General features: G+C 64.4%; 20 protein-coding genes and 1 pseudogene. 14 read left to right on the top strand and 7 right to left on the bottom strand.

Annotation, left to right across the window (positions count from 1 at the left end):
- Positions 1-66: 66 nt before the first annotated feature.
- The 3 genes and pseudogenes from ACVW16_RS17655 to ACVW16_RS17665 form a co-directional block, all read right to left on the bottom strand.
- Positions 67-625 (bottom strand): annotated as a pseudogene (locus tag ACVW16_RS17655) (cytochrome b/b6 domain-containing protein).
- 20 nt (positions 626-645) lie between these two features.
- Positions 646-924: a PepSY domain-containing protein gene (locus ACVW16_RS17660; protein ID WP_456700414.1), complete on the bottom strand. Its 279-nt coding sequence runs from the start codon at positions 922-924 to the stop codon at positions 646-648.
- Positions 925-1118: 194 nt separating this feature from the next.
- On the bottom strand, positions 1119-1469 hold the full coding sequence (locus ACVW16_RS17665; protein WP_456736832.1) for a hypothetical protein: 351 nt from the start codon (positions 1467-1469) through the stop codon (positions 1119-1121).
- Between the two features lie 89 nt (positions 1470-1558).
- Here ACVW16_RS17665 and ACVW16_RS17670 point away from each other — a divergent pair, with 89 nt between their 5' ends.
- Complete coding sequence (locus ACVW16_RS17670) at positions 1559-2089, top strand: TetR/AcrR family transcriptional regulator (protein ID WP_456700416.1); 531 nt, start codon at positions 1559-1561, stop codon at positions 2087-2089.
- A gap of 58 nt (positions 2090-2147) precedes the next feature.
- On the top strand, positions 2148-2345 hold the full coding sequence (locus ACVW16_RS17675; protein ID WP_200297414.1) for a Trm112 family protein: 198 nt from the start codon (positions 2148-2150) through the stop codon (positions 2343-2345).
- 61 nt (positions 2346-2406) lie between these two features.
- Here the strand turns inward: ACVW16_RS17675 and ACVW16_RS17680 are convergent, their stop codons facing one another.
- Entirely contained in the window at positions 2407-3627 is a 1221-nt protein-coding gene (locus ACVW16_RS17680) for a ubiquinone biosynthesis hydroxylase (protein WP_456802377.1), read from the bottom strand.
- A 153-nt stretch (positions 3628-3780) separates the two neighbouring features.
- On the opposite strand from ACVW16_RS17680, the gene tesB reads away from it, so the two are divergent.
- Positions 3781-4644, top strand: coding sequence for an acyl-CoA thioesterase II (tesB, locus tag ACVW16_RS17685; protein ID WP_456700418.1), 864 nt, complete (start codon positions 3781-3783; stop codon positions 4642-4644).
- Positions 4645-4689: 45 nt separating this feature from the next.
- Here tesB and ACVW16_RS17690 read toward each other — a convergent pair whose 3' ends face one another.
- Positions 4690-5580, bottom strand: coding sequence for a DUF4339 domain-containing protein (locus tag ACVW16_RS17690; RefSeq protein ID WP_456700419.1), 891 nt, complete (start codon positions 5578-5580; stop codon positions 4690-4692).
- A gap of 246 nt (positions 5581-5826) precedes the next feature.
- Here ACVW16_RS17690 and ACVW16_RS17695 point away from each other — a divergent pair, with 246 nt between their 5' ends.
- The 11 genes from ACVW16_RS17695 (at position 5827) to xth (ending at position 17083) form a co-directional block, all read left to right on the top strand.
- Positions 5827-6165: a P-II family nitrogen regulator gene (locus tag ACVW16_RS17695; protein WP_092232482.1), complete on the top strand. Its 339-nt coding sequence runs from the start codon at positions 5827-5829 to the stop codon at positions 6163-6165.
- 127 nt (positions 6166-6292) lie between these two features.
- Entirely contained in the window at positions 6293-7594 is a 1302-nt protein-coding gene (locus ACVW16_RS17700) for an ammonium transporter (protein WP_456700420.1), read from the top strand.
- Positions 7595-7636: 42 nt separating this feature from the next.
- Entirely contained in the window at positions 7637-7951 is a 315-nt protein-coding gene (locus ACVW16_RS17705) for an ArsR/SmtB family transcription factor (protein ID WP_456700421.1), read from the top strand.
- A complete protein-coding gene (locus ACVW16_RS17710; protein WP_456802378.1) occupies positions 7948-8304 on the top strand; it encodes an SRPBCC family protein in 357 nt (118 codons plus the stop codon). Before ACVW16_RS17705 ends, ACVW16_RS17710 begins: the two co-directional genes overlap by 4 nt.
- A 41-nt stretch (positions 8305-8345) precedes the next feature.
- Positions 8346-8963: an ATP-dependent Clp protease proteolytic subunit gene (locus ACVW16_RS17715; RefSeq protein ID WP_456700423.1), complete on the top strand. Its 618-nt coding sequence runs from the start codon at positions 8346-8348 to the stop codon at positions 8961-8963.
- Positions 8964-9278: 315 nt separating this feature from the next.
- Positions 9279-9617, top strand: coding sequence for a P-II family nitrogen regulator (locus tag ACVW16_RS17720; protein WP_456700424.1), 339 nt, complete (start codon positions 9279-9281; stop codon positions 9615-9617).
- 38 nt (positions 9618-9655) lie between these two features.
- Positions 9656-11104 (top strand): ammonium transporter, encoded by a 1449-nt coding sequence (locus ACVW16_RS17725; RefSeq protein WP_456700425.1) that lies wholly within the window; start codon positions 9656-9658, stop codon positions 11102-11104.
- 469 nt (positions 11105-11573) lie between these two features.
- Entirely contained in the window at positions 11574-12788 is a 1215-nt protein-coding gene (locus tag ACVW16_RS17730) for an aminotransferase class I/II-fold pyridoxal phosphate-dependent enzyme (protein ID WP_456700426.1), read from the top strand.
- Between the two features lie 8 nt (positions 12789-12796).
- Positions 12797-15277, top strand: a complete 2481-nt coding sequence (locus tag ACVW16_RS17735; protein WP_456736830.1) for a DNA translocase FtsK — start codon at positions 12797-12799, stop codon at positions 15275-15277.
- A gap of 108 nt (positions 15278-15385) precedes the next feature.
- Positions 15386-16201, top strand: a complete 816-nt coding sequence (locus ACVW16_RS17740; RefSeq protein WP_456700428.1) for an outer membrane lipoprotein carrier protein LolA — start codon at positions 15386-15388, stop codon at positions 16199-16201.
- 66 nt (positions 16202-16267) lie between these two features.
- A complete protein-coding gene (xth, locus tag ACVW16_RS17745; protein WP_456736829.1) occupies positions 16268-17083 on the top strand; it encodes an exodeoxyribonuclease III in 816 nt (271 codons plus the stop codon).
- 129 nt (positions 17084-17212) lie between these two features.
- Here xth and ACVW16_RS17750 read toward each other — a convergent pair whose 3' ends face one another.
- Entirely contained in the window at positions 17213-17656 is a 444-nt protein-coding gene (locus ACVW16_RS17750) for a cyclic nucleotide-binding domain-containing protein (protein ID WP_456700430.1), read from the bottom strand.
- Between the two features lie 60 nt (positions 17657-17716).
- Positions 17717-18403, bottom strand: a complete 687-nt coding sequence (locus ACVW16_RS17755; protein ID WP_007598630.1) for a response regulator transcription factor — start codon at positions 18401-18403, stop codon at positions 17717-17719.
- Positions 18404-18455: the final 52 nt, after the last annotated feature.

The raw sequence follows: 18455 nt of genomic DNA on the forward strand, positions 1-18455 counted from the left end.
AGCGCGCGCGAGTCCGCGTGAGACCACGCGGGCAAAGGGAGGCCGGTTCGAACTTGCCAGCTCGGCCTAGGGATGGTTGCGGATGCGTTTGCGACCTGTGATCATCGCGCGCACCAGGTTCTCGCGCTGAAGCACGCTCATCAACACCACGCCTGCAACATGCAACACGACCAGGACGATGGCCGCATCCGATGCGTAAGCATGGGTGTCCTCGACCCACCAGACGCCGAAGAAGGTGACGGTGACCGACATTGCGCCCGTGATCGCCGAGACGGCGAGTGACAACAGCAGCGCCAACAGCATCAACGCACCGGCCCGTGATGCCGCGGTGGAGATTCCAGAGATAGGAGGGGGCTGCCTGAAGGCGGACGCCGATCATGCGAAAGCGTGAATAGCGGCCGCCAAGGAAGCCCCAGACCAGGCGGAAGGCGAGAAGCCCGATGGCCGCATAGCCGACGATGCGATGCAGGCCGTCATGGACGGCGGGTGTAAACCAGGCGGCCAGAACGCACGCGGCGAGAGCCCAGTGCCAGAGACGCAGCGGCAGGTCCCAGACGGCGACCGTTCGATCCGCGGGGATCGGTTTCGGCTCCCCGCGCGCATCTCGCAGCGCTTTGTCGATCAAGCCGGGACTATCCTTGGCCGTTACTTGGCAATCGTGTGCTTCAGGCTGAGATCTTCCGGGCTGTAGAACAGCTCGTAGAGCTTGCCTGCCTTGACGCCGTAGACCTCGTAGCATGAGCCTTCGATCTTGGAGCGGCGCACGTCATAACCCAACGCTTTCGCCTGGGCTTCGGCTTCGATCGCCGGCTTCCACGACGCCTTGTCGAGCTTGGTGCAATCCTTGAAGCCGTCGGCCATCACCGTCGACGCGATGCCGGAGCCGACCGTCAGCGCGATGGCGAGAACGCGAATGACTTTCACTGATATCTCCTCCACTGTCGCATATGCGCGACGCACGCCCGAAGGAAGCGAATGGGAAGGGGAAGTCAATCGCGATTCGGATCGGCGACGTCTTGGAGACATTCTAGCCGTCGCCAAAACATCAGCGCCCTCCGAGGGCCGGGCGTGTTTTGCCGTGTGCTGCGGCCTTACGCCTCACGGTTTGGTTGCTGCATTCAATAACCGGCAAGGGTCATCGCCACCACCGCACCGAGCGCCATCCAGCCGAAGTGGCGACCACGCGTCCCCCATGCGTTGGCGCAGGCGGAGAAGCCGAACACGCAGACCATGGTGACGACGATCCAGTGGCGCGCGAGCGCCGAATCCATCCAGGGCGCAGCGACCAGCAGCGCGCCGCACCCGATCCAGGCCACGGTCGAGGCCTGCCAGACCAGGCGGATCAAGCTGCGGAGCCGCTCCGGCTCGATGGTGGCGCGGGCAAAGACCTTGGTTTCGCCGAGGATGCCGTGGATGACGGCCACGATGATGGCCGCCACACCGGCGCATTGCAGCAAGAGATCACGCATCGCGGCTCCATACATGTGTGTATGGTCGTATAGGCGCTGGTGCACCGCCTGTCAATACAGTAGTGTATGGCCGGATTTCGGAAACTGATATGACCGGGCAACTTTCCGCCGAGGACTGGATCAAAGAGGGCGTCAAGGCGCTCACCAGGAGCGGCTTCACTGCATTGAAGGCCGATCCCTTGGCAAAGAGCATGGGCGTTTCGCGGGGCAGCTTCTACTGGCATTTTGCCGATCTCGGCGCGTTCCACGCCGCCGTGCTGAAGCGCTGGCGCGAGATCGCGGCCGAGGAGATCATCGCTCGCGTCGAGGCCGACAGCGACGAGCCTGTGAGGGCGCTTCTGCGCAGGACCTTTGGCGCCCGGCTCGATCTCGAGCGCGCGGTGCGCAACTGGGCCGCGTTCGATCCGGCGGCGCAAGCGGCCGTTCGCGCCATCGACCGCCGGCGGCTCGACTATATCGAGGCGCTGCTGGCGACGCGGGGGGTTGCGCCTGCGCCCGCGCAGGCGCGCGCGCAGATCCTGTACTGGACGTTTTTGGGCTATGCACTCGCCAGCACGCCGATGCCGGCCGCGCGGCTGCAGGGCCTGCTCGACGAAATCGAGCGGCTGGTCTCGGCATAGCGCGCAATGGGCGGGCGTGATTTTCTATGCTACAGCCAGCCGACCGCCGGAGACCCCAATGAACGCGCCGACCGAACGTCCCGAAAATAGCGTCGATCCGAAACTGCTGGAGATCCTGGTCTGCCCGCTGACCAAGGGCCCGCTGGAATTCGACGCCGCCAAGCAGGAGCTGATTTCGCGGAGCGCCAAGCTCGCCTATCCGATCCGCGACGGCATCCCGATCATGCTGCCGGAAGAGGCGCGCAAGATCGATTGAGAACGGCGAATAGGGAATGGCGAGTAGCGAATGGATCTGCTCACCATTCGCCATTCGCCGCTCACAACGCCTCGCCCTTCAACAGCCGCGGGATCTCGCCGGTCAAACCCGCCGCCTGGCGGATGAAGAGGTTTTTGAGCGGCGGGGTGCGGTCGACGATGCCGAGGCCGATATCCCGCACGGTGCGCAGCAGGGTCGACTGATTCGAGAACAGGAAGTTCAGCGAGTTGGTGGCGACGCCCATCGCCATGGTGTCGAAGCGGCGCCAGCGCTGATAGCGATCGAGCACGTCGGCGCCGCCGATATCCATGCCGAGCCTGGCGGCATCGACGACGACCTCGGCCAAGGCGGCGACATCCTTCAGCCCCATATTGAGGCCTTGCCCCGCGATGGGGTGGATGACGTGGGCGGAATCGCCGACCAGCGCGAGGCGCTCGGCGACAAAGGAGCGCGCCACGAAATAGGACAGCGGAAACGCGCGCGGCTTGTCGAGCGCTTTCACCTCGCCGAGATGCAAGCCGAAACGCTGCTCGAGCTCGGCGTGAAACTCGTCCTCGCCAAGCGCGATGATGCGCGCGGCCTCAGCCCGGCGCTCGGTCCACACCAGCGACGATCGCTTGCCTGACAGAGGCAGGATCGCGAACGGGCCCGCGGGCAAGAAGTGCTCTTCCGCGCGGCCGTCGTGATCGCGCTCGTGGCCGACGGTGACGACGATGCCGGATTGGTCGTATTCCCAGCCGTGCGTCGCAATGCCCGCGCGCTCGCGCAATTTCGACTTCGCACCGTCAGCGGCGACGAGCAGGCTCGCCGCGATGACGCTGCCATCGCCGAGCGTCACGTCGATCCCCTCGGCGCGCGCGTCGTAGGACGACACGGTGGCGGCGCGAAGATGAACGCCTTCAGCTTCGGCCCGCACCACCAGCGCATCGATCAGGCGGCGGTTCTCGACCATGTGCGCGAAGGGCTCGCCGGGCGCGACATCGCCGGCGAAGTTCAAAAACGCCGGACGCGTGGCGTCCTCGAGCCTGGAATCGGTGACGACCATGTCGAGGATCGGCTGCGCCTCAGCCTTGACGTCGTCCCAGGCGCCAAGCGCCTCGAACAGGCGGCGGCAGGCGGCGACGATCGCGGTCGCGCGGGGATCGCGGCTGGGGCGCGCGGCGAGAGCGGGATCGGCGACGATGACGGGAATCTCGGGGCCGAGCCCCTGGCGCAGGGCCAGCGCCAGCGCGAGGCCCGCAAATGCGCCGCCGCCAATGACAATGCTCTTCTGTACCGACATACCAAGCTTCCCGGCCAATTCTGAGGTCTTGCTAGCAGACTTGAGGTGGGCGAAACAGTGCGGTGAAACAGGGGCGGAACAGCCCGCAAAGATGGCCTGATGTGCCAGTCCGGGGCGATGGTTCGCGCCGGATGACGGCAAGAAAGCACCACCATGTCCAAAAGCCTCATCGACCTGATTTCGATCCTCGACCTCGAGCAGCTCGAGGTGAATTTGTTCCGCGGCAACAGCCCGAAGACGAGCTGGCAGCGGGTCTTCGGCGGGCAGGTGATCGGGCAGGCGATGGTGGCGGCCTGCCGCACCGTCGAGGGCCGGCTGCCGCATTCGCTGCATTGCTATTTCATCCTGCCGGGCGATCCGCAGGTCCCGATCATCTACCAGGTCGAACGCCTGCGCGACGGCAAGAGCTATTCGACGCGCCGGGTCACCGCGATCCAGCATGGCAATGCGATCTTCTCGATCATGGTGTCGTTCCATGCCGAGGAAGAGAGCGCGTTCGACCACCAGGACAAGATGCCTGACGTGCCGGCGCCGGAAAAGCTCACGGCGGAAGAGGTGGCGAAGCAGCCGATGTTCCGCGAGATGCCGGAGTTCATCCGCCGCTATTACGAATCCGATCGCCCGATCGAGCTGCGCCCGGTCGAGCTCGGCCGCTATTTCGGCCAGAAGATCGAGGACGGCCGCATCCATGTCTGGATCAAGACGGCGGCGACGCTGCCGGACGATCCGGCGCTGCACATGTGCGCGCTGGCCTATGCCTCCGACTTCTCGCTGCTCGATGCGATCATGGCGCGCTATGGCCGCACGCTGTTCGACAAGCGCATGATGCCGGCGAGCCTTGACCACGCGATGTGGTTTCACCGCCCGTTCCGCGCCGACGAATGGCTGCTCTATTCGCAGGATTCGCCGAGCGCACAAGGCGGCCGCGGCCTGACGCGCGGCTCGATCTTCAAGCCCGACGGCACGCTCGTCGCCTCCGTCGCGCAGGAAGGTTCCGTGCGCGAGCGGAGGAGCTGACATCTCGAGCGCGCGTTCATTGCGCTTGCGAGGCCCTGATCATGCTTACATCGAACGGCGCGGCGCGAGCTCGGTCTGCGAGGCGAACCAGTTCATGATCCAGCGATAGACCCACGGGATCGGGATCAGGAAACTGCACAGGATGGCGGCCACGATGCCGCGCCAGAGGATTCCGAGCCCGGTGCCTTTGAAGATGATCTCGCGGCGCGTGCCCTCGATGTTGCGGTAGATCCAACGTAGCTGGGCGGCGGCGACCCAGGCCCATCCGATGATGGTGATCATGGACACCGCGAACAGCAGGTTCCAGCCGATGTAGCCCGCGACCGAGCCATTGAAGCTGAGGCCAAGCGGCTGCCCGTTGGAGGCGAGGTTGGCGATCATCCACTTGATCAGCAGCCAGTAGAGGGCGATCTCGGCGAGAAAGAGCGCAAGGTTCAGCACCTGGACGCCGGAATAGCCGACGACAGCGGCCAGAACGATGAAGCCGAAGAACCAGGGCACCATCGTCATCGCATTGCCGGTGAAGGACAGGTTCGGCCGTCCCGGGACCCTGACACAGGACACGATCCATCTCGTGTACCAGACGAACACCCACGGCACGGGAATGACGAGGGCCGAGAGGATCACCATCACCAGCGTGCGCCAGGTGAAGTCGAGAATGCCGAAATCGACCGACAGCGATCCGCCGGCCGCGCTGCCTGCGCCGGTATAGGCGCCGCCGCCCATCATCGGCGGGCCCCCGGCGGGAATGACCGGCGGCGCGCCGCCGCCAGGGATCAGTCCGGGAATTTCGGCCGCCTTCTGCCAGCCGGCCATGCCTTCGGACCACACCAGCGTGTCCGGGCGCACGACGCCTTGCGCGATCAGATCGCGGAATTGCCCCTCGAGATAGGGCCCCTGCTGCTTGCCCTCGGATGCATAAAACCAACTCGCCATGACGCGCGCCCCCAAAATACTTATGTACCGCCCGGCCCGCGCGGGTTCACCGCATCCTTGCCAAAAATGCATTGTGAGGGACGAACAGATGCCCTGTACAGAGGCGGCCGTTCACATGCCCGCCCTCGGCCAAGCGTTTTTCCGCTTCAATGTGCAAGTTTTTTGTGCCATTTGCCCGGAAAGATGCCAGATTGACGCAGCGCCGGGGACATACGGCGGGGCGCATCCCGGGGAATAGGCCTGACCATGAAACTCGTCGTCGCGATCATCAAACCCTTCAAGCTGGATGAAGTCCGCCAGGCCCTGACGGCGATCGGCGTCCACGGCATGACCGTGACCGAGGTCAAGGGCTACGGCCGCCAGAAGGGTCACACCGAGATCTATCGGGGCGCGGAATATGTCGTGAACTTCCTGCCGAAGCTGCGGATCGAGATCGCGGTCGCCTCGGACATCGCCGACAAGGCGGTCAGCGTGATCACCGCTTCCGCCCGCACCGGGCAGATCGGCGACGGCAAGATCTTCGTCACGCCGATCGACCATGCGCTGCGCATCCGCACCGGCGAGACCGATAGCGACGCGCTCTAGATTTTTGTTTGACGCGTTTTCCTGGCGCGAACCGGTATCCACTTCGCTCGAAAACGCTCTGGTCTCTTCGTTCGCAGCGGGCAACGACGCCGTAGCGACGCAATCACGAATGCTGGGGGAAAACGACATGGCGGGATTGTTGCGCCGCGTGGCCGCTTTGGCTGCGCCGTTCGGATTGTTGTCGGTGATGGCCGCGCCGGCCCACGCCACGACATCGGAGATCAACACCGCCGACACCGCCTGGATGATCGTCGCCACCGCCCTGGTGCTGATGATGACGATCCCGGGACTGGCGCTGTTCTATTCCGGCATGGTGCGCAAGAAGAACGTGCTCGCGACCATGGCGCAGAGTCTTGCCGCGGTGACCATCATCTCCATTCTCTGGGTCGCGTTCGGTTACTCGCTGTGCTTCGCCGGCGACGGCCCGTGGATCGGCTCGCTCGATCGCTGGTTCCTCGCCGGCATGACCATGGACAGCGTCAACCCGGCCGCGAAGACGATCCCGGAAGCGCTGTTCATGCTCTACCAGATGACGTTTGCGATCATCACGGTGGCGCTGGTGGCGGGCTCGGTCGCCGACCGGATGCGGTTCTCCGCTTACCTCTTGTTCTCGGTGGCCTGGTTCATCTTCGTCTACATTCCGCTGGCACATTGGGTGTGGGGAGGCGGCTTCCTCAACAGCATGGGCGTGATGGATTTCGCCGGCGGATTAGTCGTGCATCTGTCGGCCGGCACCGGTGGCCTGGTGGCGGCGAAAGTGATGGGACGGCGTTACGGCTACGGCACCGAAAATCTGTCGCCGTTCGATCTGTCGCTTGCCGTGATGGGCACCGGCCTGTTGTGGGTCGGCTGGTTCGGCTTCAATGGCGGCTCGGCGGGTGCTGCCAATTCGCGCGCGGTGATGGCGATCATCGCGACCCATCTGGCGGCCTGTTCCGGCGCGCTGACCTGGGGCGCGATCGAATGGTCGACGCGGCGCAAGCCCTCGGTGCTCGGCATGATCTCGGGCGCCGTGGCCGGCCTCGGCACCATCACGCCGGCCTCGGGCTTCGTCGCGCCGTGGCACGGCATCGTCATCGGCATCGCCGCCGGCGCGATTTGCTATTGGGCCTGCACCTGGCTGAAGCACCGCTTCAACTATGACGATTCGCTCGACGTGTTCGGCGTCCACGGCATCGGCGGGCTGACCGGCACGCTGCTCGCCGGTGTGTTCGCGACCAGCGCCATCGGAGGCACCGCCGGCCTGCTCGAGGGCCATCCGCAGCAATTGCTGATCCAGCTCTATGGCGTTGCCGTCACCTTCGTCTGGTCGGCGGGCGTGAGCTTCATCCTGCTCAAGCTGGTCGGCCTGTTCGTGCCCTTGCGCGTGTCGCGCGAGCAGGAGCTCGAGGGTCTCGACATCACCCAGCACGGCGAAGCGCTGCAATAATCAGAGCTTGCGCAACACATAAGCACATGCTTATGTGTTGTCATGATCGAAGCCGATATTTTCAGGGCGCTGGCCGACCCGACCCGCCGCAGGGTCTTTGAGAAGCTCGCCGACGGCAGCCTCAATGCCAGCGCCTTGCGCGACGGATTGGAGATCAGCCAGCCCGCGATGTCGCAGCATCTTTCGGTGCTGCGCGCGGCAGGCCTCGTGCGCGAGCAGCGGCAAGGCCGCTTTGTGAATTACGAAGTCGATCCCGACGGGATCGTCGCCATCGGTACATGGCTTGCGCGCTATCGCGCCTATTGGCCGAAGCGCATGGAAGCACTCGCTGACCTCCTGAAGGATATGGATCAATGAGCGACGCCGCGAAGCCCGAACGTCCTGACGAAGCCCTTGTGCTCGAATATGAATTCGATGCTCCGCCGGCAAAAGTCTGGCGCGCCGTAACCATTCCCGCCCTGCGCGAGCGCTGGCTGCCGGATTGCGATCTTGCGGGCGCCGAGCCGGAAACATCGATCCCGGGCGAAGAGGTGCGCTACCGGCTTCGCGATTCCGAACCGCCGTATCGCGAGAGCCGCGTCATCTTCCGAATCGAGCCGAACGTGTCGGGCGGCACCCGCTTCCGCATCATCCAGCAGGCCTGCGAGATCAACGTAAAACCGCCGCAGCCGGCCAATTGCAATCGCTGCCTCATGCGCGCGGCGGCCTGACACCAACCGAACCTCATCACCTGCAGACATGGAGGTCGCCGATGCGCGACATGCTTCAGCTCGTCCCTATGGTCGTCGAGCAATCCGCACGCGGCGAACGGTCCTTCGACATCTACTCGCGGCTGCTGCGCGAGCGCATCATCTTCCTCAACGGCGAGGTCAATGACGCGATGTCGGGCCTGGTCTGCGCGCAGCTCCTGTTCTTGGAAGCGGAGAATCCGAACCGGCCGATCAATCTTTACATCAACTCCTATGGCGGCGTGATCACCTCTGGCCTTGCGATGTACGACACCATGCAGTTCATCAAGGCGCCGGTGCATACGCTATGCATGGGCACCGCGCGCTCGATGGGCTCGTTCCTGCTGATGGCCGGCGAGCCCGGCCACCGCGCCGCGTTGCCCAATGCGAGCCTTCACGTCCACCAGCCGCTCGGCGGCTTCCAGGGCCAGGCGTCCGACATCCTGATCCATGCCAACGAGATGCAGGACACCAAGCGGCGCATCACCAGGCTCTATGCGCAGCATTGCGGCCGGACCGTAGAGGAAGTCGAGCGGACCCTGGATCGCGACCACTTCATGACCGCGCAGCAGGGGGTCGAGTGGGGCCTGATCGATCGGGTATTTGCCGAGCGCCAGCCGGCCGATCGCGACGCCAGCTAATCGGCCCCGCCTGTAACCCGATACCTGCATTGCTGCTCGACACGTGAGCAGCAATTGTGTCGGCACCCTGTCATGCCCAGTTTTTGATCACGTCTGACCACGTATTGAGCGCGACGTATTGGCGCATTGCGGCGGATTACCCGCCCAACGCGAAAATCCCCGTTTTCATAGTCCGTTAGGCAAGTCGCCGGTTCTGGCACGGCATTTGATTCTAAGGGTCCCGGCTGTGCCCGCGTAGTGAACTTCTCCCTCGTGGCGAACCAGTCGAGAAACGCCCGGCCATGTCCGGACCGGGCCCAAGCGGGGATAGGACCCATGAAAATTGTTATGGCGATTATCAAGCCATTCAAGCTGGAAGAAGTCCGTGACGCCTTGACCGCCATTGGCGTTCACGGTCTCACGGTGACGGAAGTCAAGGGATATGGCCGTCAGAAAGGCCACACGGAAATCTACCGCGGCGCCGAATATGCCGTGAGCTTCCTGCCCAAGATCAAGATCGAAGTCGCCATTGCCTCCGAGCAGGTCGACAAGACCATCGACGCCATCACGTCCGCCGCCAAAACCGGACAGATCGGCGACGGCAAGATCTTCGTCATCGGCCTCGACCATGCGGTCCGCATCCGCACCGGTGAAGCCGACGCCGCGGCCCTTTGATTTCGCGCTCAACCAAAATCCAATCAGGAGTAAATGAAATGACGTTTAAGCGTCCCTATGGCGCGGGATTGGCGGCTCTCGCAGTCGGCCTGTTCGCTGCGACCGCAGCCTATGCCGAGCCAACGGTCAACAAGGGAGACAACGCCTGGATGCTGACATCGACAGTGCTGGTGCTGTTGATGACCATCCCCGGCCTCGCGCTGTTCTACGGCGGCCTCGTTCGTTCCAAGAACATGCTCTCGGTGCTGATGCAGGTGTTCTACACCGTCTGCGTCGTCACCGTGATCTGGGCCGTCTACGGCTACAGCCTCGCCTTCACCGGCGGTTCCGACTTCATCGGCGGCTTCTCCAAGGCCTTCATGATGGGCGTCACCACCGACTCGAAGGCCGCGACCTTCTCGGTCGACGCCAACATCTCGGAGCTCGTCTATGTGTGCTTCCAGATGACCTTCGCGGCGATCACGCCCGCCCTCATCGTCGGCGCCTTCGCCGAGCGCATGAAGTTCGCGGCGATCGCTCTCTTCATTCCGCTCTGGGTCACGCTGATCTACTTCCCGATCGCGCACATGGTCTGGTACTGGCCCGGCCCGGACGCGATCCAGGATGCGGCCAAGGCTCTTGCTGCCGCGACTGACGCAGCGGCAAAGACTGCAGCTCAGGCCAAGCTCGACGAGATCAACGCCGACGCCGGCTGGATCTTCAAGAAGGGCGCGATCGACTTCGCCGGCGGCACCGTCGTGCATATCAACGCCGGCATCGCCGGTCTCGTCGGCGCTCTCCTGATCGGCAAGCGCGTCGGCTACGGCAAGGAGCTGATGGCTCCGCACTCGCTGACCATGTCGATGATCGGCGCCTCGCTGCTCTGGGTCGGCTGGTTCGGCTTCAACGCCGGCTCCAACTTGGAGGCCAACGGTGGTGCTGCGCTCGCCATGACCAACTCCTTCGTCGCCACTGCAGCCGCCGCGCTGTCGTGGATGTTCGCGGAGTGGATCGTGAAGGGTCATCCGTCGGTACTCGGCGTCATCTCCGGCGCTGTCGCGGGCCTCGTGGCCGTCACCCCTGCCGCCGGCTTCTCCGGCGTGATGGGCGCGATCGTCCTCGGTCTCGTGGTCGGCGTGGTCTGCCTGTTCTTCTGCACCGTCGTGAAGAACGCGCTCGGCTACGACGACTCGCTCGACGTGTTCGGCGTGCACTGCATCGGCGGCATCGTCGGCGCCCTCGGCACCGGCATCCTGGTCAATCCGGCTCTCGGTGGTGCCGGCATCATCGACTACACCGCGATCCCGCCCAAGGTTGCCGATTACGACTTCGCTGCGCAGATGCTCTCCCAGATCGAAGCCGTCTGCACCACGCTGGTGTGGTCCGGCATCGGTTCTGCGATCCTCTACAAGGTCGTCGACGTGATCGTCGGCCTTCGCGCCAACGTCGAGACCGAGCGTGAAGGCTTGGACATCACCGAGCACACCGAACGCGCCTACAACATGTAACCGTTCTCCCGGGCGCGATCTCCCTGGAGATCGCGTTCACTCCTGCGGTTTGGGCACATACCCGGCAATGCCCCGACCGTTGAGGGGCTCCAGCGCAAGTTGGAGCCCCTTTTTTTGGCAAAGCGTCCCGTCGCCCCTTGTTGGGGAGGGGGTGGCCGAGGAAATGATGCTGGTTCTTGATGATCCATTGAGGGCGGGCGCGCAACGGAAGGAATCCCCGCGCGGCGCCCCCTCCCTGACCCCACAACGGGCGGGGGGAGGGAACAGAGAGAGCGCTGCTGTCGGCCGAACTCAAATCGACTTCGATCTTCCATCCCGTTGTTATCCGGCCCCATTATTCCAGCTCTGGACGCACCCCGCCGGCCGATGGTTAATCGCGTCTTAACCTCGCCCTATCTATGGTGAATTGAACCGCCTTCCCGCCGGCGCCCGCGTGCGACCGGCCGTTCCGAGAGTACTGGCGCCCAGAATGGTCATGACCGCTTCATCCCGTGCGCCGCTCGAAGGTGGAAGCGCCAATAACGAACGCTCGCCCTTCGTCCGGCTGAACGAGCTGCTGGCGCCGCATCAACCCGGCAAGCCCTTGATTTCGCTCGCAGTCGGCGAACCGCAGCATCCCGTGCCTGATTTCGTCGGCCCCGTGCTGGCCAAGCACATTGCCGATTTCGGACGGTACCCGATGAACCAGGGCACCGAGCCGTTTCGCCAGGCCGCGAGCGCCTGGCTGTCGTCGCGATTCAGGCTGCCGCGACCGCTCGATCCGAAGACCGAGATTCTGGTCCTCAATGGCAGCCGCGAGGGGCTGTTCCTCGCCGCGATCGCGGCAGCGCGCTATGTCGGCCCGAAGCCCGGCAAGCCCGCCATCCTGATGCCGAACCCGTTTTACCCGGTCTACGGCGCCGGCGCCGGCGCCGCTAACTGCGAGCCGGTTTACCTGCCGACCACCGTCGACAACGGCTTCCTGCCCGATCTCGATGCCATCGACGAGGCGACGCTGGCGCGCACGGTGGCGTTCTACCTGGCATCGCCAGCCAATCCGCAGGGTTCGGTCGCATCGCGCGATTATTTCACGCGCCTGAAAAGCCTCGCCGACCGCCACGGCTTCGTGATTCTCAGCGACGAGTGCTACTCCGAGATCTACACAAGGGAAGCACCGGGCAGCGCGCTCGAATGCGCGGGCGCCGATTTCACCCGCGTGCTTGCGTTCCAGTCGCTGTCGAAGCGCTCCAACCTGCCGGGCCTGCGCGTCGGCTTCGCCGCCGGCGACAGGAAGCTCATCGGCATGTTCCTGGAGCTGCGCAACATCGCGGCGCCGCAGGTGCCGGTACCGCTCCAGCATGTCGCGACCGTTGCCTATGGCGACGAGGCGCATGTCGAAGAGAACCGCAGGCTGTACCGGATCAAATTCGATCTCGCCGACCAGATCATCGGCAATCGCTATGGCTATCGCCGGCCCGATGCCGGCTTCTGCGTCTGGCTCAATACGTCGGAGATCGGCGACGACGTCTCCGTGACCCTCAGGCTCTACAAGGAAGCCGGCGTGCGCGTGGTGCCCGGCTCCTACCTGGCGCGGCTTCAGCCCGACGGCTTCAATCCCGGTGCCGGCTATATCCGGCTGGCGCTGGTGCAGGACAGTGAGACCACGGCGCAGGCGCTGCACCGGCTGGTCGAAACTCTGGGTTAGGCGGGCCCATGAGCATGTCGACAATCGAACGCGTCATTCCCCTGGTCGGCCATCTGCCGCCCTCGCTCCGCGAGGGGCTGGCGAGGCGCGTGCGCGAGCTGACCGGCTTCGGCCTGGTCACGCTGTCGGGCGTCGCCTCCGCCGCGCTGATGACATGGTCGGTCCAGGACCCGAGCCTCAGCCACGCGACCTCGCGGCCGATCCACAACGTTCTCGGCTACGCCGGCGCCATCGGCGCCGACCTCGCCATGCAGATCCTCGGGCTCGGCGCGATCATGCTGATCCTCACCGTCGCGGTCTGGGGCTGGCGCATGATGACCCACCGTCCGTTCGATCGCGAAGCGCTGCGGCTCGGCGCCTGGATTCTCTGCACGGTGATCACGGCCGGCTTCGTCAGCTGCTGGCCGCATGGCGGCGCCTGGCCGCTTCCCACCGGTTTGGGCGGCGTGGTCGGCGATGCGCTGGTGCGTGCGCCCGCGGTGATCTTCGGGCCACCAGGCGCGATCTATCGCATGGCGCTCGGCGCCATCCTGTTCGTCGCGCTGGCCGCGACCTTCCTGATCGCCTGCGGCCTCGGTGCCCGCGAGCGCGATGATGAACTCGCGGAGATCGAGGACGACGACAAGACGCTCGATGACGAAGACGGCGGCGATCGCGGTTCGGTGTCGCTGGGCTGGCTGTTCCATGCGCTGATGAGCACCAAGGCGCGGCTGATCTGGCTGTGTGGTGCCGCCTATCGCTCGCTGGTTTCGAGCGGATCGAAGAGCAAGGCCGTTCCGTTCAGCCGACAAGAACCCAATCTCGGCGGCGGCCGCGCCGCGCCCTCGATCTCGCCGCAATCCGAAGACGAGGACCACGAGGACGAGCACGAGGAAGAAGAAGACGAAGAGGAGGAAGAGGAGGAGCCGATCGCGCGTGCGCCACGCAAGAAGGCTGCACCGAAAGCCGCTTCCAGGAAATCCTCCGACAAGTTCGAGCTTCCATCCGTGTCCGTGCTGGCTGCGCCCAAGGCCGGCGATCGCCAGCCGCTCAGCAAGGCCGAGCTGGAGGCCAATTCGCGTTCGCTCGAAGGCGTGCTGCAGGACTTCGGCGTGCGCGGCGAGATCGTGAAAGCCAATCCGGGTCCCGTCGTCACCCTGTACGAGCTCGAGCCGGCGCCCGGTATCAAATCGTCGCGCGTGATCGGGCTTGCCGACGATATCGCCCGCTCGATGAGCGCGCTCTCGGCGCGCGTCGCCGTCGTGCCTGGCCGCAATGCCATCGGCATCGAGCTGCCGAACGCGCATCGCGAGAAGGTTTATCTGCGCGAGCTGCTGGTCGCCAAGGAAACCGTCGACACGGTGGCAAAGCTGCCGCTCTGCCTCGGCAAGACCATCGGCGGCGAGCCCGTCATCATCGACCTCGCGCGCACGCCGCATATGCTGATCGCGGGTACCACCGGCTCCGGTAAGTCGGTTGCAATCAACACGATGATCCTGAGCCTGGTCTATCGGCTGCGGCCGGATCAGTGCCGGCTGATCATGGTCGATCCGAAGATGCTCGAACTCTCCGTCTATGACGGCATTCCCCATCTGCTCACACCCGTCGTGACCGATCCGAAGAAGGCGGTGGTCGCGCTGAAATGGGCCGTGCGCGAGATGGAAGAGCGCTACAAGAACATGGCCAAGCTCGGTGTGCGCAACATCGACGGCTACAACACGCGGCTCGGCGAACTGAAAGCCAAGGGCGAAGAGCCGACGCGCACCGTACACACGGGCTTCGACAAGGAGACCGGGAAGGCGATCTACGAGGAAGAGAAGCTCTCGCTCGATCCGCTGCCCTACATCGTGATCATCGTCGACGAAATGGCCGACCTGATGATGGTCGCCGGCAAGGACATCGAAGGCGCGGTGCAGCGCCTCGCGCAGATGGCACGCGCCGCCGGCCTGCATGTGATCCTTGCCACACAGCGTCCGTCGGTGGACGTCATCACCGGCACGATCAAGGCGAACTTTCCGACCCGCATCGCCTTCCAGGTCACTTCGAAGATCGACAGCCGCACGATTTTGGGCGAGATGGGCGCCGAGCAGCTGCTCGGCCAGGGCGACATGCTCTACATGGCCGGCGGCGGCCGCATCAGCCGCGTGCACGGACCGTTCGCCTCGGACGACGAAGTCGAGAAGGTGGTGCGCCACCTCAAGACGCAGGGCCAGCCGGAATACCTGGAAGCAGTCACCGCCGAAGAGCCGAGCGAGGACGAAGACGGCGGCGCCGTGTTCGACGCCAGTGGAATGGGCGCGGATGGCGGCGGCGACCTGTTCCAGCAGGCCGTTGCGATCGTCAAACGCGACCGCAAGGCCTCGACCAGCTACATCCAGCGCCGGCTGCAAATCGGCTATAACCGCGCCGCATCGCTGATGGAGCGCATGGAACTGGAAGGCATCGTCGGACCCGCCAACCACGCCGGCAAACGCGAGATTCTGGTCGAAGAAGAAGACAGTCACATGTGAGGCAAGGGGGCCTCCGGCCCGCCTCGGAATGACATTTTCACGGAAAATCGATCTCTGCTTTTGCTCGAAATCACGTTAAAACGACGCCCAGCCACACAGGACGACGCGTTGACCAGACATCCGGACATTGGATTCGCAGCCTCTCTCGCTGCCCGCAGCGCGCGCGCGGCGGGTGTGCTTCTCGTCACCGCCGCCTTGGTGACCGCAGCGTCGTTTGCGCAGAACGTGCCGGTGCCGAAGCCGGCACCGAAGAGCCGTGACAATGCTGCGCCCGCCGGGGGGCCGGCGATCACAGGCGCGACGCAGGCTCCGCCGAATCCGATCATTCCCGATCCGCGCCGCAACGTGCCGAGCAGCATCTTCCAGACGTTCGATGCGAACCAGAAAGCGCAGGCGGCCAAGGTCAGCGCCTATCTGTCGTCGCTGTCGACGCTGGTCGGAAATTTCGTCCAGGTCGGCCCCGACGGCAGCAAGACGCAGGGCGATTTCTACATCCAGAAGCCGGGCAAGGTCCGCTTCGAATATGATCCGCCGAGCCCGATCGACATCATCGCCGATGGATCGTCGGTGGTGGTGCGCGACCGCAAGCTCGCGACGCAGGACGTCTATCCGCTGTCGCAGACGCCGCTGCGCTTCCTGTTGTCAGACCGCATCGATCTGATGAAGGACACCAACGTCGTCAACGTCACCGCCGACGATCTCTTCATCAGCGTCACCATCGAAGAGAAGCAGGCCCTGGTCGGCACCAGCCGCCTGCTGCTGATGATCGGCGCCAAGGACGGCCAGCTGAAGCAATGGACCGTCACCGATCCCCAAGGCTATGACACCACGGTGGCGGTCTACAATCTCGATGCGGGCAAGAAGCTCGATCCCAACATGTTCAAGATCGACTTCACCAATTACAACGTGCCGTCGCCGGGGTAGCGCTGCGGCACCGCCCCTGTGGACAAGCATTTCGCCCGCGACGATCCATGCTAAGACGCAACTCTCATGCGTCTTTCCCTGACAACCTGGAACATCAACTCGGTGCGGCTGCGCATCGATCTGGTCGCGAAGTTTCTCAAGAGCGCACGGCCCGACGTACTATGCCTCCAGGAGACCAAGTGCATCGACGACGCCTTTCCGCTGAAGCGCTTCAAGCGGCTCGGCTACGAGCACGTCGCGCTGAACGGGCAGAAGGGCTATCACGGCGTCGCCATCGTATCGAAGATTCCGTTCGAATCCACCGACATCCGCACCTTCTGCGACAAGGTGGATTCGCGCCATATCTCGGTGTCGTTCGGCGAGAAGGCCAACATCGCAAAGCCGCTGGTGCTGCATAATTTCTACGTGCCCGCCGGCGGCGACATTCCCGATCCCGCGCTCAACGAAAAATTCGACCACAAGCTCCGTTTCCTCGACGAGTTGAAGGCGTGCGAGCCGCTGCATCCCCGCGGGGAGGATCGTCATATCCTGGTCGGCGATCTCAACGTCGCGCCGCACGAGAACGATGTGTGGTCGCACAAGCAGCTTCTCAAAGTGGTCTCGCATACGCCTGTCGAAACCGAGAAGCTGAAGGCGGCGCTCGAAGCCGGCGAATGGATCGACGTCGCGCGCGACCGCATCCCGATGTCGGAGAAAGTCTACACATGGTGGAGCTACCGTTCCGCCGACTGGACCGTCGGCGACCGCGGCCGGCGGCTCGATCACATCTGGGTGTCGCGCGCGCTGAAGGATGCGGTCAGCGATTTCAAGATCCTGCGCGATGCACGGAGCTGGGAGCGTCCCTCCGATCACGTCCCTGTCACCGTGACGCTGGAGGTGTGAAGCCTGTAGCCGCGCTTGACGCTCTCATCCCGAGGAGCGCGCATCGCGCGCGTCGCGAAGGATGGCCGCAGGCGGTAACCGGGCCTTCATGGTTCGAGACGGCGCTGACGCGCCTGCTCACCATGAGGATCAGCCCGTGAGCTTCGCGCCGGCCATCAGGATGTCGCTGGCGATCTGGCTGGAGCGAACCGCGAATTCGTCGCGCAGGCGGACCGCCGCAGCGGGATCGCTCTCGAGCACACGCTGAAACAGGCTCCGTGCGATGCGGATGACGGAGGAGTGCTCCAGTGCGACCGCGCCGGAAGGCCGCTTCATCGGCACCACCAGCGCGAGCTCGCCGATCAGCGTACCGGGGCCGGCGATCATCTCGGCGCCGGCGCCGTCATCGACGCGAAAGGCGCCGCGCTGGACCACGAAGCCGGCGTCGGCATTGTCACCGAGATTGAACAGGATATCGCCGCGAACGAAGTCACGCTGCTCGGAACCGATCGCCAGCATGCGCAACGAGGCGTCTCCCAACAGGCGCAGTGTCGGGACACGCTCGAGCAGCGCTACGTCATCGTCGATTGACATTCCGGTCCGTGGCTCGTGGAACGCGCCAAATTACGACGAATCGCGCGCATCCGGAACGTATCACGGCACCAGCTTGTAGCCACCGGCTTCCGTCACCAGGATTTCCGGGTTGGCGGCGTCCTTCTCGATCTTCTGGCGGAGGCGGTAGATGTGGGTTTCCAGCGTGTGGGTGGTCACGCCGGAATTGTACCCCCAGACCTCCTGGAGCAGGGTCTCGCGCGAGACCGGCATCTGGCCGGCCCGGTAAAGGAAGCGCAGGATCGCGGTTTCCTTTTCGGTGAGGCGCACCTTGCGGGCATTGGCCGCGGTCAGCATCTTGGAGCCGGGGCGGAAGGAGTAGGGACCGACCGAGAACACCGCGTCCTCGCTGGCCTCGTGCTGTCGCAACTGGGCGCGGATGCGGGCCAGCAACACCGCGAAACGGAACGGCTTTGCGACATAATCATTGGCACCGGATTCCAGGCCCAAAATCGTGTCGGAATCGGTGTCATGCCCGGTCAGCATGATGATCGGCGCCTTGAAGCCGCCCTTGCGCAACGAGCGAACCACTTCGCGGCCATCGGTGTCGGGAAGGCCGACATCCATCAGAACGAGATCGGGAGCGTTGGCCTTTGCTGCGCTGGCGCCCTTGGCGCCGGTATCGACGGCGGAGGCTTCAAATTCTTCGTGCAGCGATAATTGCTCCACCAACGTGTCGCGCAGATCGGTATCGTCATCCACGATCAGGATCTTGCGGGCATTGGCCATAGGGGGTCATCCTTTTGGAGTCCGGCGAGGCGCATCATGCCGCACTCAGCCG

The organism is Bradyrhizobium sp. USDA 4474 (genome assembly GCF_054057515.1).